The sequence below is a fragment of the Mycobacterium sp. genome (assembly GCF_052144515.1).
Lineage (GTDB): Bacteria > Actinomycetota > Actinomycetes > Mycobacteriales > Mycobacteriaceae > Mycobacterium.
Genome location: NZ_JBKQQD010000353.1, coordinates 1 through 14,153, shown reverse-complemented (window position 1 = coordinate 14,153; position 14,153 = coordinate 1). Strand labels below are relative to the sequence as shown.

Sequence of the window (14,153 nt, the reverse complement as noted above, 5' to 3'; positions counted from 1 at the left end):
GTGTTCCGTTCACGGCTTTCTGCAGCTCGGCCACCGTCGGGGCGGCCAGCAGCGGCTCGTCTGGCAGCACATAGGTCTGCGGGGCGAATGCGTGCAGCGCCTCGGCGACGGCGCTCAGCTGCGACGGCTCGCAGCGGTTGGCCACCACCGCCGCGGTATGGGCATGCTGGGCGGCCAGCTCGTCCAGACACAGCTCCACGACGTGTGCGACGTCCTCGACGGTGCGGCCGCCGGCCCGCACCACCAGCAGCACCGGCGCGCCGAGGTTGACCGCGATACGAGCGTTGACCGACAGCTCAGCGGGGCTGGCGACATCGGTGTAGTCGGTGCCGACGATCACCACCGCGTCGCACGCGTCGGCCATCGCATGGTATCGGTCGACGATGTCGGCGAGCGCGGCATCGATGTCGGCGTGCAGCTGCTGATACGTCACGCCCACGCACCACTCGTAGGGCAGACCGGCAGTGCTGTGCGCCAGCAGCAGCTCCAAGATGTAGTCGCGGTCTTCGCCGAGCCGGGTGATCGGCCGAAACACCCCGACCTTGGCCACCGTCGCAGCCAGTCGGTGCATGATTCCCAGCGCGATTGTCGACTTGCCGGTGTCCCCCTCGGGCGCCGCGATGTAGATCGCGGAGGGTTGAGAATCCGGCCGGGAGCCGTCGGGCACGCTGAAAGCTTGCTCTATGAGGCCAGCCTCCGCAGCCTGGGCGCGAGGTCCTTCTCAAAAAGTTCCAGGAAGCGGCGCTGGTCGTGACCGGGCGCATGGAATACCAGGTGGTTGAGGCCCCATCTCACGTACTGGGCGACCTTTTCGACGGCCTCATCGGGGTCCGACGCCACGATCCAGCGCTTGGCGACCTGTTCGATCGGCAGCGCGTCGGCAGCCTTCTCCATCTCGATCGGGTCGTCGATGCTGTGCTTCTGTTCGGCGGTCAGCGACAGCGGCGCCCAGAACCGGGTGTTCGCCAGGGCTAGCTCGGGGTCGGGGTCGTAGGAGATCTTGATCTCGATCATCTTGTCGATGTCGTCGATGTTGCGTTCCGCGGCGGCCGCTCCTTCTTTAACTGCTGGGATCAGCTTGTCCTGGTAGAGCTCTTCGCCCTTCCCCGACGTGCAGATGAAGCCGTCACCCGCGCGGCCGGCGTACTTGGCTACCGCCGGGCCGCCGGCCGCAATATAGACGGGCACTCCCCCCTCGGGAACGTCGTAGATCGAGGCGCCTTTGAGCTTGTAGTACTCGCCGTCGAAGTCGACGCGGTCGCCGCGCCACAGCTCGCGCATCAGCCGCACGGATTCGCGTAGCCGGGCGAAGCGCTCCTTGAACTCCGGCCAGGCGCCCTCATAGCCCGTGGCGATTTCGTTGAGCGCCTCACCGGTACCGACCCCCAGAAAGATCCGGCCCGGATACAGGCAGCTCATGGTGGCGAAGGCTTGCGCGATCACCGCGGGGTTGTACCGGAACGTCGGGGTGAGCACAGAGGTGCCCAGCACGATCCGTTCGGTGCGCTCCCCGACCGCGGTCATCCAGGACAGCGAAAACGGCGCATGCCCGCCTTCGTGCCGCCACGGCTGGAAATGATCGCTGACGGTAGCAGTGTCCATGCCGTGGGCCTCGGCGGCGACCGCCAATTCGACAAGTTCCCGCGGCCCGAATTGTTCGGCCGACGCTTTGTATCCAAGTTTCAATTCAGCCACCTGTCTTTTCTACCCCGCGCCTAGACTCGCGGTCATGGTACCGGCGCTGAAAACCGTTACTGAGCGCGTGCACCTGGCTCACGGCGACGCTGTCAACTGGGTTCTGGTCACCGACAACACCGGCGTCATGTTGATCGACGCCGGCTATCCCGGCGACCGGGACGACGTGCTGGCCTCGCTGCGGAAGTTGGGATATACGGCCGACGACGTCCGAGCCATCCTGCTGACGCACGCGCATGTCGACCACTTGGGCTCGGCGATCTGGTTCGCCCGAGAGCATGGAACTCCGGTGTACTGCCACGCCGATGAGGTGGGTCACGCCAAACGGGAGTATCTGCAACAGGTTTCGGTCGTCGACGTCGCGCTGCGCCTCTGGCGACCCAGGTGGGCGCTGTGGGCGGCGCATGTGGCTCGCAACGGCGGCCTGGTCCGCGACGGCATCCCGACCGTACAGCCGTTGACCGGCGAGATCGCCGGCGAGCTGCCGGGCCACCCGATGGCCGTTCCCACTCCGGGGCACACCAGCGGGCATTGCTCGTACCTTGTCGACGGGGTGCTGGCTAGCGGCGACGCGCTGATCACCGGGCATCCGTTACTGTCCCGCGCTGGGCCGCAGCTACTGCCGGCGGTGTTCAGCTACAGCCAAGACGATTGCGTCCGCAGCCTGGCAGCGCTGGCCTTGCTGGAAACCAAGATGCTGGCGCCCGGCCACGGCGACTTGTGGCGCGGCCCGATCCACGAAGCCACCGAGCAGGCGACCGCACTTGCCCGCGGCGGATGACGCACGCGCGAGCTGTCGGTAAGTTCGACAGGACGGCCGTGCCTTGGAGGTGGCGGTGGCGCAGTGCCTAGCGGATCGGAGCGGGTGTCGATGGCTCGCCTTGGGCGAGGACGCGCTGCCCGCCGATGAAGAATGGCTGGCGCCCGCGGAGGCAGCCAGCCTGGCCGGGCTGCGGTTCACCAAGCGGCGCACCGAGTATCTGCTGCGCCGGCTTGTCGCCAAGCATGCCGTCGCTGCGGTGACCGGCCGGCCCACCGACCCGACGGTGCTCGCCGGCATCGAGATCCGCAATGCTCCTAGTGGTGCCCCGTATGTATGCGTCGAGGGAACTCCGCTCGGGGTGGACGTGTCGATCACCGACCGTGCCGGTTGGGCGGTCTGTGTGACGTGGCCGTCGGCACGGCAGGCGGCGGGCGAAGGCCCGGAGTCGAGTCATCCCGTTGGCTGTGACCTGGAGCTAGTGGAGCCGCGCACGCCCGGCTTTGTGCTCGACTTCCTCACCGCGACTGAGCAACGGTTTATTGCCTCGCGCCCCGCCGGTGAAGAGCACGACGTGGCGGCGAACCTGATCTGGTCTGCGAAAGAAAGCGCACTGAAGGTGTTGCGCACCGGACTGCGCCGGGACACCCGCACCCTGGAGGTGACGCTGACAGCTCCGCGTGGTGACGGCTGGGGCGAGTTGACGGTGCGTGCGTCTGAGGGGACGGTGTTTCCCGGCTGGTGGCGGCGAGATGGCCGTTTCCTGCTCACCGTGGCCGCGGAGGTGGCAGCCGAACCGCCGGTCGCCCTCCGCGATCCAGGCGTGCTGGCGGCGGCCCAACCGCGGCATTCTTGGCTCGACCGGCCGCTATAACTTTGACATGCCCCTGTCGAGGGCATCGACGATGTAGGGCCGCAACCCTTGGGCGGTGATGATCCGGTCTACCGAGCCGACCGCGAGCGCCCGCTCAACAGTGTGCACCCCGTCGAACTCATCGGCGACTTCGCTGAGCTTTTCGGCATGGACCGCTGCCCTGATCTCGGCGAGGTGGGCGCGTGCAGTGCCGGCATCGGAACCTGTCGCGACGCGGGCCTGATCGGCGGCCTCGCGTACCCGGGGATCGGAATCGGTGCGCGCCTCCACGTCCCGGACGAAGACGGTGGCAGCGGCCGGCGCACCGCCGATCACTGAGGCGAACGAGCCCTCGACGGCGGCGATCTCCACCTGCTCGTTGAGCCTCGTGGAGAACACCACAAAGGCACCGCCGTGGTAGCGGGAAACCACCACGAACACGATCGGGCCGCGGAAATTTGTTACGGCGCGGCCGATCTCGGCCCCATACTCCAGTTGCCAGCGGCGCATGGACTCCGGCGAGCCGTCGAAACCGGACAGGTTCGCCAGCGCGACAACCGGGCGGTTGTCGCTGGCCGCGTTGATGGCGCGTGCGAGTTTGCGGGACGATTGGGGAAACAGAGTCCCGGACGACCATGAGGAGGGGCCGCCGGCTGGCACGAATCCGCGGCGGGGCACGGTGTGTGATTCGATTCCGATCAGGCACACCGGGATGCCGCCGATGTGGGCATCCCACACGATCCCGGTCTCCGCGGCGCGCCATTGGCCCCAGCGCTCCAGCGGTGCCGAGTCGGCGTCGGCCACGGCTCGCATCACCGAGCGCATGTCGAACGGCTTCTTGCGCTCCGGGTTGTGATCGGCGGAGAAGATCTCCCCAACCGTTGTCATGTCATAACCCGCGTGCGGCGCAGATCGCACGTCACGGTCTACCGGGTCGGTCGTGGTGCGCCGACGCGGCCACCTCTCACCGGGCAGGACGTAGGTGTACTCGTAATGGCGCAGCAGAATGTCGCAGGCGTCGGCCAGGGTGGGCGCCCAATACTGTCCCTGGCCGTTGGGACCCATGATCCGGTCGAAACCGCCGATACCGAAGTTGTCTTCGGCAGACACCCCGCCGGAGAAGTCCAGTGCCTGTTTGCCGGTCAGCACCATCGCACTGGCCGGAGTCATCACCAGGATGCCGCGGGTGTGCATCAGCATCGTCGACTCGGCGTTCCAGTATGGCTGGGCGCCCACGTTCACCCCGGTGACAACGATGTTCACCTCCCCGCCGGCTTGGGTGAACTCGATGAGGCGGCGCAGCACCGCAGCAATCCAGTCCATGTTCTCGGTGCCGCTGTCCATTGCGATCCTCGCCCCAGACGACAGCGCGAACCACTCGATCGGTACCCGCATCCGCTCGGCCAGGTCCAGCGCTGCGATGATGCGTCGGCACTCCGGCTCGGCCAGGTTGCCCAGTCCGCGGGTCGGATCGCCGAATAGCGCCACCCGGGTCATGCCTTCGGGCACCTTTTCGGTCTCGTTGCGCAGCAGGCCGACCACAATGTTGGCGCTGTTCATCCCGTACGGTCGCGGCACCGGCACCAGGCTCCCGTGCTCGTCCAGGTCGTGCTCGATGAACTGCCCGGCGGGAAACCGTGATACGGCCCCGGCCGCAGGGGTAAGCATCCGCACGATCTCGTACGGGTAGGGGGCGCCGAAGCGGTTGGCGCGCAACAGTTTCTGTCGGTACGCCGTCAATGGCCGGATCGGCTGCTGGCCCGGTGGCCGTTCGCGTACCGTCACGCCCGCGTCTAACCCCTCCACGTCGAGCAAAGCGTCGCGTCCGTCGGGAAAGCGCACGCGCAGCACCACCTTCTCCAGTCCGGCGCCGACCGCCAGCGGTGCCAACGACCCAGCCAGTTCGTCCCACGCATCACGCGGCACATCCCACGGCGGCCCCACGTAGAGCACTATCCGGTTGGCGGCCGGCCGGTTGCGCCCGTCGAAAGTGGTCAGCGCTTCCTGCATCGCCGACAGTGCCAGCAAACCCATCAGCTCCAGCCGCGGGTATCGCACCGCGCCGCCGGCAGCCCGGGCCGGGGTCAGGTCGCGCACTTCGGCGAGCGCGAACAGCCGGTGATCGGCGGTGTTGTCGTGGGCCACTGCGTGGAACAGGTACACGTCTTCGGCCGAGCGCAGCCGCCGTAGTTCGAAGTTCGCCAGACGCCACAAATCCAGACGCTTTGCCAGCATCGGATGCAGATTGCGATAAAGCGGGTCCTCGACGAATTGACCGTCCCGCTGCCGGTAGGTCACGTGATGGGTGCGAAAGCGCTCCGGTGCGGCCCCTTCGAGCGTCGTAACGGTCAAATCCAGGCGCCGCAACAGGCGCCCGAAGTGGCATCCGGCCAGGAGTTTTTCGGCCTCGGCGATGACGGCGTCGATATCAGCCGTCTCGCCGTGCCGCCACAGCTCCAAATCCACCACGACCTGCCGCTCGGGATCAGCCGTGCGCAAATGCCCGGCGATCGCCCGAGACAGCTCGGGCAGATCCACCAGGGGCGCGTATGCGGTGACCAGATGGATGTGCTTGTCCTCGAAGTCATCCTCGAAGTCATAGTCGGCGCTACCCAGCAGCCACCCGTCATGCTCACCGACTTTCAAATCGCGAAGCTGCCTGATCCGGTAGAACCGGCGGATGTACACCTCCACCACCACTCGACGCAGGCCGGGGTCGCGGCTGCCACGCCATCGCCGTAGCAACTCGGCGCGCAGCGGCTGCGGGCAGGCCACCAGGCGGTCGATCCGGCCGGATCGGTCAGTGCCGTCGGGATCGTCGCGCAGCGCATCCAGATCGTGCTGCACACCGGCGTACTCGTCGGCGACGGTCACTGCGAGCAGCGGCTCGTCGAAGTAGTGGAACCGCACATCGCGAGCGAGGTCTGCGACGCTGCGCTGGCGCCCCTGGATGGCCGCCAGCCGGTCAAGCCGGGCCCGCATCTCGGCTTGCATCTCGGGGGTGGCCAGCTGCGCCAGCTCGGCGTGGTGACGGAGTCTGCGCTCAAGAATCGCGGTCACCGCTCCTACCAGCTCGCCGACCCGGCGGAATGAGCGGAACATCCAGACGACGGCCTCTTCGAGTTCCGGCGTGCGTTCCAGCCCACGCACTCCGTACCGCAACAGCGCCTGCTCCAGCCGACGCCGATACGAGTCGGGCAGGCCGGCCCGATCCGCGTCCAGCCACTGCACGAAGGACAGTAGGTATTCCTGGGTGCTGCCGCCGACGAGCGCCTCCTCCGGCTCGAGCTCGCCGCGTGGTCGGTATAGCGAACCGACGTCGGCGAACAGATCCAGCAAGCTGTCCTCGCAGCGCAGCAGGTCGGTGTCGGCGGGCGCTGCGATCTCGCCCAGTCGGCGCTGCCGGGTCAGCATTGCCTTAACCGAGTCCGGATCCAAGTCATAGCCGAGCAGGTAGGAGCGCAGCGCGCCGTACACGCGCTCACACGGTGGCGTCGCGGACGGCTCCGCGGCGCGCAGGCCGGTGAATTCGACCGCGGCCGCGCCGTAGCTCTGACCGGTGTCGGACGTCGCAATGCGAACCACCGGCGCTCCCGCTTCCACTTGCACGTTCGCGGCGGCTTCGACGGAAGCGACGGTGCCGGCGAACGGTGCCGTGAGAGTGGTTTCCATCTTCATGCTCTCTAGCACGGCCAACCGGTCGCCCTCGGCGACCTGATCACCGGGTGCCACGAGAACCGACACCACGAATGCCGGCCCAGGGCTGCACACAAGGCCACCGTCGTCGCGGAACACGGCGTGCGCGGCGCCGTCGACGTCGACGCGCAGGGTGGCACCTTCCACCACCGACACCACACGGTGCACCCGGCTACCGACGACCACCCGCCGCTCGTATCCGTCGCGGTGGGAGACCGTGACGTCCGCGGTGCCGGCGCCGGCAACTCGGTAAGTACGAACACCGGTGCGGTAGACGTCCAGGTTGTACCGCTGTCCCCGGTAACGGAGGCGGCATCGGTGACCCACCTCGGCGGCCATTTCGGCACCGCCGCGGGCGGCGCGGGCATGGAACGCGGCCCGCTCGGCGGCCTCGTCAAGGTCGTACGACTCCACGGCGGCGACCAGCAGGGCAACTGGATCCGGGGCGGGCAGGTGCGCCGCCTCCCCGGTCAGCCGGTCCAGCCAGTGGTTGTCGAAGTGCCCGCCGCGCACCTCCGGCCGATTGAGCAGGGTCAGCAGGAAGGAGCGGTTGGTAGTGCCGCCTTCGACCACGATGGTGGTGTCGAGCAATGCACGACGGAGTCGGGCGAGGGCCTCGGGGCGGTCGCTTCCCCAGGCGACAATTTTGGCGATCATCGAGTCGAAGTCGGGGGGGATCCGGTCGCCTTCGCGTACGCCTGCGTCGACGCGTATTCCGGTGCCGGCCGGCAGGCGCAGGCGAGCCAACCGGCCTGGCGCGGGGGTGAAGGCGTTTTCGGGATCCTCGGCGCATACCCGCGCCTCGATCGCATGCCCTGACACGTGCGGCGGTGCACCGATCAGCCGCCCGCCACGAGCCACATGGAGCTGCAGCTTCACCAGGTCCAGCCCGGTGGTCGCCTCGGTCACCGGGTGCTCGACCTGCAGCCGGGTGTTGACCTCCATGAACAAGAAGCTCCCGGTGTCCGGGTCGACCAGGAACTCCACGGTGCCCGCGTTGCGGTAGCCCGCCGCGGCGGCCAGGCGTAGCGCCGCGTCGCGGATCGCCTGCTCCCCGTCGGTGTCAAGCACCGTTGACGCCGATTCCTCCAGCACCTTCTGGTGGCGGCGTTGCAAGGTGCAGTCGCGGACGCCTACCGCCCACGCGGTGCCGTAGTGGTCTGCGATCACCTGGACTTCGACGTGACGGGCGGCTGGCACGAGCTTCTCCAGGAATACCGTGGGGTCGCCGAAGGCCAGCTGCGCCTCGGCGCGCGCCGAGGCCAGTGCCGCGGCGAGTTCGGCGTCGCTGTGAACCGTCCGGATGCCACGGCCGCCGCCGCCGGCGGCCGCCTTCACCAGCACGGGATAGCCGAGCCGGGCCGCGAGCACGGTCGCCTCGGCCACGTCGTCGACCGGTCCACCGCTCCAGGGCACCACCGGAACACCTGCGTGCTCGGCGAGCCGTTTGGCGGCCACTTTGTCGCCGAGCCGTCGGATGGTGGCGCTGTCCGGGCCGACGAAGACGATGCCGGCCTCCTCGCACGCCTGCGCAAACGAGGCATCTTCGGCCAAGAATCCCCAGCCGACCCACACCGCATCGGCTTCACTGTGGCGCAGCGCCGCCATCACCGCTGGCTGGTCCAGGTAGCGCGACCGCCGGGTGCCGTCAGCCGGGTCGACGAACGTCGCGGTCCCGAGTGGCACGGCCTCGTCCGCCTCGCGCACATACCACGCGTCGGCGTCCACGTCGGTATAGAGCACGATGGCCCGGATGGGCGGTTGGTCGCCGGCCTGGTTGAGTTCGGCCACTGCGGTCAGCGCTCGAACTGCGGGCTCACCCCGGTTGACAATCGCCAGCCGGAGAATCTGCCTGTCCATAGCGGTATGTCTCCTCAGCCGCACATGACGGAGCGGATCGGGGCGACGATGTTTGCGGGCGGCGGCTCCGGCACCGGCACAGTGCGGTACCCGTCGACCCGCAGCACCAGCCTCCCCTCGTCGTCGCGGACCATGCAGATGAAGCCACCGTGCCCGTCCGGTCGCGCGGTGGCCACGAGCCCAGCCCGTTCCGTCGGCTCCCCGTTCAGGTGCACCGCATCGACGTGCAGCGGCAGAGCCAGGACGCCGTCGGTGCCGGCCTCGAGCAGCCCGACGGTCTGGAAGCACAGTTCGACGAGTCGCGGCCCGATCAGCACCGGCTCGTCCGTTTGCGCCGGAACGTCGGCGGCAAACCGGGCGGCCGCACCGCCGTCCCGTTTCCACGCAGAACCGACCACCTGATAGGCCGGGCCGTGGAAGTAGAGCCGGTAGACCTGCTCCGGCGTCAGCGCCGGACCTTCGCCGCCGGAGTCAGCTTCGCCGTCGGCGAGCGCGGGTGGGTTGGCCGTCAGCCGGACCGAGCCGGTGAAGTGCACGGTGCGCTGCGGCTGGCCGCGGCCGGGCAGGGTGCGCTCGGCCGACAGGCGGCATTCAGCGACCAAGTCGTCCCCGTCGGGGTGCAGCAGGGCCGTGACCGTCACCGTGCGTGGCTCGTCCCGATAGAACTTGAGCGGCGCCCAGAAGTCCACGTTCTCGATAGCGGCTATGTGCAGGTCGGGCACGAGCAGCCGGGCGGCTTCGGCGAACGTCTCCATGCCCATCACGCCGGGTAGCACCGGTGTGCCGTCGATGCGGTGGTGATCCAGGAACGGCCGGGTGGCCGGGTCCAGCGTGGTGTGCAGCACCAACCCGTCGTGCACACTGGCGCGGACGACCTCGCCGACCATCGGCCCCTCTGCCGTCAGTGAACTCGGGTCGATCCCGCCGGTGTCGTGCAGTTCGGCGGCAAGCGCACCCAGCGCCCCGGCGACGACGACTTCGCCGTCGGTCAGGCCTGCGCCCAGTTCGCGCCGGATCCATGCCACGCCCGCCTCCGCGGGGAGCATCTCGACTCCGGCCGCCGCCATGATCTTCGGGATGGATCCGCGGGTGGCCATGCCGATGCTGCCCCAGGCGGTCCAGTCGATCGCCAGCGCCCGCACCCCCGGACGGGTGCGGCGCAGGTTGCTCAAGATCTTGCATTGCAAGTCGTTGGCGGCGCTGTAGTCGGTCTGCCCCATGTTGCCGAACCGGCCGGCCACCGAGCTGAATGCCACAACGGCGCCCAACGGGAGGTCGCCGATGGCATGCAGCACGTTGAACAGCCCGTCGCCCTTGACCCCGAGCACAAGATCGAACTCAGCGGGGTCCTTGTCAGGTAGCGCGTGGCTGATCTCGACCCCGGCGGCGTGCAGCAGGACGTCGATGTGCCCGCTGGTCTCCCGCACCTCGGCCATCACCCGCTCGACCGCACCCGCGTCGGTGAGATCGACACTGTGGTAGTAGGCCGACCCACCCGCCTGCTCCACCGCCCGCACCGCGGCCAGCGCGGCCTGCAGACGCTCGAAGCGCGCCAGCTCCCGCTCGATCAGGACCGGTGTCGGGCGCTCGCCCCGCTCACGCATCCGAGCCGCCAGTTCGACTTTGAACCCTTCCCGGTCTTCGGTGTACCGGCGCAGGTCGGCGTCGGCCGGGTCGGGTTCCGGCGTGAGGTCCAGCAGGTGGTAGGTGCCGCGCCACGCCGCGGCCAGGTCGGCAGTGATCGCCGAAACGATACTGCCAGCGGCGCCGGTGACGAGGAAGACCGGATCGGTGCCGAGAACCTCGCTGGCCTCGTGCGTGTCGGGGAATGCGCGCTCCAACAGCCCGACGCCCCAGCGGCGGCCGTCGGCATAGCCGACTTCCACACAACCGGGATCACGGAGGGTCTCGTCGATTAACACATCAGCCAGTGCTGCGGTCTTTCGGCCGAGTGCGAAGTCGACGGCCTTGACCAGGGCGTTGGGCCGCTCGCGCCGGTACGCCTTGGCGAACCCGGTAACCGCTCCACCCAGTGGGCAGGTCGCTCCGGCCGCGTCGTAGCCGTGGTATCCGCCCAGCCGAGTGGCGACGACCAGGAACGGGCTGCGCTCGTACAGGCGTCGCATGGCGGTGTAGAGATTGCGTACCCGGCGCTGGAGCGCTTCTCGCCAGCCGGCCAGGTCCAAGTCCTCCAGCGGGCCCTCGTCGTCCAGAGCCGCCAGCCAGTACACGCCGTCGACCGCGTCGCCCAGGACAGTGTCGATGTCGTCGTCGGTCTCCATCGCCAGCACGTCGACACCGAGCCGGGTCAACCGACCGATCAGCGCGTCTGCAACGCCACCGTGATCACGCATGACGGCGACACGCGTGCCGCTGCCGAGGGCGACCCCGGTTGGCACGCAGGCCACGAGCTCTGGCCGCAGCGCCGGTACCGGCACCTGCCGGGTGATCCGGTCGGTGGCCGAAAGGTCACCGGTCACAGTGGTAATGCGGGGGACTTCACTCGTGATCGCCGCGCGTGTTTCGGTGCTGGACGGCGTTGCCGATGGCACGGCCGGCGTCGCGGCGCCGGTTTTGTCGCGGATCCAGCCGATGACGTGGGTCAGGGTGGGAAAGTCGCGCAGCTTCAGGGCGTCGTCACGCGCGACACCGAAATGCTCGCGGATCGCGGCGAAGATCTCGGCCTGCTTGACGGTGTCCACCCCCAGGTCGGCCTCCAGGTCGAGGTCCAACTCGAGCAGCTCGGGCGGGTATCCGGTGAGCTGCGAGACAACACCCACCACCGTGTCGGTGATCTCGTCACCAGCCGGGGCCGGTTCCGGGGCCACAACCGGCGCTGGGGCCGCGACGGGTGCGGCAGCCGCCGCCCGTGCTGCCGCGGGTGCCGGCGCCGCGGGGGCGGACTGAGCGGTCGGCACCTGCGATGGAACCGCCGACGGAGCGGTCCGCGCCGGCGCACCGGTGTCGACGAGACGCAGCCGGTGCTGGACGACCTCCAGCTCGGCGTCGGCAGTCCCAGCCACCGTCGTCAGCCAGCGCCGCCTGGCAGCCTGGTCCACGATCCGGTACTCATACCCGAGTTCGTCCGGCAGGCGGTGACGGCCGTCGGGCATCGGGGTCCAGCGCATCAGCGTCATCGCAATCTGCGAGCCGAATCCAGCGCCCAGCCTCAGCGCGTAGCGCACCGGATAGCTTCCGCCAACCGACAGGTTCAGCTGGCCCAGCTCCGGATCCGGCTCTTTGTAATTGGGCACCGGAGGAACCAGACCGGTCTCCAGCGACTTGATGGCGACGACGTCCTCCACGCCGGCGCCCATCGCGTGTCCGGTGAAGCCCTTGGTGTTGGTGATAACCACAGCGTCGGCGTCTGGCCCGAACACCCGGCGCAGCGCATTGATCTCGGCCGCAGCGCTGCCTCCGCGGGCCGGCGTGTACGTCTCGTGGGACACGAACACGGTGCCGGGCGCGATGGCGTGTCGGTCTACGCCGCGAGCCTCGGCCTGGGCGAGCAGGCTCTCCATGACGCCGCCGATGTGCTCGACGTCGAGCCGGGTGCCGTGAAAAGCGCTGTTCGCGATGACAGTACTGAGGACTTCGCAGATCGGCTGCAGCCCGCGTTCCCGGGCCGCGTCGGCGGATTCCACCACGAATGCCGCCGCCCCCATGCCGAGGATCATCCCGTGCCGGCGCCGGTCGAACGGTGTGGCGGCCTCCTCCACGACGTCGTCGGTGGCGGCGGCACCGGATGCCAGGAATCCCGATCCCACCCAAGGCAGCAGCGCGTCGGAGCTGACGTCGTCGGCGGACACCACGATCACCCGCCGACACCGGCCGGCCCGGATCCAGTCCTCGGCGAGCGCGGTCGCCTGGGTAGTGCTCGCGCACGCGGCGTTGACCTGTGTATTCGGCCCGCGCGCGCCGATGATCTCGGCGAACTGCGAGTGACCCATCGACAGGCACCGGAAGATGAAGCGCCTGTCGAATACGTATGGGTCGGACTGGAGGGCGTGGCGCAGCTCGTGGATGCGCCGGTCAACCTCCATCGCGGCCGGTTCGTCGCTGCTCAGCCGGGCGCGCACTGCTTCCAGCGCCAGCAGTTGATCACGGTGGCCTCGGTCGGTGTAGTAGCGCTCGAGGTCCTGAGCGAAGTTGTCCAACCCGGGGAAGGCGGAGGCAAAGATGACGCCGGTGTCATCACGCATCGAATCCGGCAGCCCCCAACGGTCGGGCAATTGGGTGCCCAGTGTCGTGGTCTTGTAGTGCATGATCAGCGGGATCCCCGCGTCGCGCAGGGCGTCGAAGCCGGCTCCGATGGCCAGCCGGGTGGTCGAGTCCAGCGCGGCATCGCGGGCTGCGTCGACCCCGAACTCGGTAACCACGTCCAGTGGCGCGCTGCGGGCGGCCAGTTTGATGACGTCGGCCTCGTTGTCGATCGTCTCGAAGCTGGGGCCGCCGGACTCACGCTTGACCAGGCGGGTGATGTGCCGGTCGACCATCGCACGGCGTAGCGGGTGCGGGATGGTGTCGATGAACTGCTGGCCGTCGAGGATGCGGGCGATGTTCTCGTCGTCGAAGACTCGCTCGACACCGGGCAGACCGAGCGCTGCGCCGGTTATCACCACCGGTTCGGTAGCAGCTGGCGCCGCAGCGCGTGATGCCGGTGCAGCGGCGGTGCCGGAGCTGGCATCCATACCGTGTTCGATGACGTCAACGACGAGGCGGCCCAGTTCGGCGTACTGTTCGCTGGTCATGGCTGTCCTCCTGCTCGGCACCGCGGTCGCTGCGGCGGTCGCAGCTGCGGAGGAAAGCGGGGCGAATCCCAGCCCGGCGGCGTACAGCCCGCACAACGCCTGGTTGAACGACGCGACATCGCCCGTTTTCGGGTGGTTGGTGAACAGGGCCAGCACATCGTCGCCGAGGACGTCCTCGACGAAGCCGTGCAGCGCCTTCTTGGGGCCGACCTCGACGAAGATGCGGGCACCCGCCGCGTATAGCGTGCGCAGCCCGTCGACGAACCGGACCGGCGACGCCACCTGGCGGCCGAGAAGGTCGAGCATGGTGTCGAGGTCGGCGTCCGCCGGATAGAACTCACCGGTCACGTTCGACACGATGGGCCGACGCGGCGGCCGCATGTCGAGCCGGCGCAGTGCGGCCTTCAGCGTTTCGCTCACCGGCGCCACGATCGCGGTGTGGAAAGCGTGGCTGACCGGGATTCGGTTGGCGTTCATGCCGGCGGCGCGGAAAGCCGCGACGGCGCGGTCCACGGCATCGGTGGCACCGCCGATGACG

At 68.7% G+C, this 14,153-nt stretch carries 6 protein-coding genes; 2 read left to right on the top strand and 4 right to left on the bottom strand.

Annotated elements, in window-relative coordinates; genetic code table 11:
* Positions 1 to 667, bottom strand: a 667-nt coding sequence (locus ACLP9N_RS23080; RefSeq protein ID WP_442409570.1) for an AAA family ATPase, incomplete at its 3' end; no start/stop codon positions are given.
* 14 nt (positions 668 to 681) lie between these two features.
* Positions 682 to 1,695: a glucose-6-phosphate dehydrogenase (coenzyme-F420) gene (fgd, locus tag ACLP9N_RS23075; RefSeq protein WP_442409569.1), complete on the bottom strand. Its 1,014-nt coding sequence runs from the start codon at positions 1,693 to 1,695 to the stop codon at positions 682 to 684.
* Between the two features lie 34 nt (positions 1,696 to 1,729).
* Here fgd and ACLP9N_RS23070 point away from each other — a divergent pair, with 34 nt between their 5' ends.
* Both ACLP9N_RS23070 and ACLP9N_RS23065 read left to right on the top strand, forming a co-directional pair.
* On the top strand, positions 1,730 to 2,476 hold the full coding sequence (locus ACLP9N_RS23070) for an MBL fold metallo-hydrolase (RefSeq protein ID WP_442409568.1): 747 nt from the start codon (positions 1,730 to 1,732) through the stop codon (positions 2,474 to 2,476).
* 55 nt (positions 2,477 to 2,531) lie between these two features.
* Positions 2,532 to 3,329 (top strand): 4'-phosphopantetheinyl transferase family protein, encoded by a 798-nt coding sequence (locus ACLP9N_RS23065; RefSeq protein WP_442409567.1) that lies wholly within the window; start codon positions 2,532 to 2,534, stop codon positions 3,327 to 3,329.
* Here ACLP9N_RS23065 and ACLP9N_RS23060 read toward each other — a convergent pair.
* Together ACLP9N_RS23060 and ACLP9N_RS23055 are read right to left on the bottom strand one after the other, a co-directional pair.
* Complete coding sequence (locus ACLP9N_RS23060; protein ID WP_442409565.1) at positions 3,324 to 8,864, bottom strand: ATP-binding protein; 5,541 nt, start codon at positions 8,862 to 8,864, stop codon at positions 3,324 to 3,326. The genes ACLP9N_RS23065 and ACLP9N_RS23060 overlap by 6 nt on opposite strands.
* 14 nt (positions 8,865 to 8,878) lie before the next feature.
* On the bottom strand, positions 8,879 to 14,035 hold the full coding sequence (locus tag ACLP9N_RS23055) for an SDR family NAD(P)-dependent oxidoreductase (protein ID WP_442409564.1): 5,157 nt from the start codon (positions 14,033 to 14,035) through the stop codon (positions 8,879 to 8,881).
* Between the last annotated feature and the right edge of the window lie 118 nt (positions 14,036 to 14,153).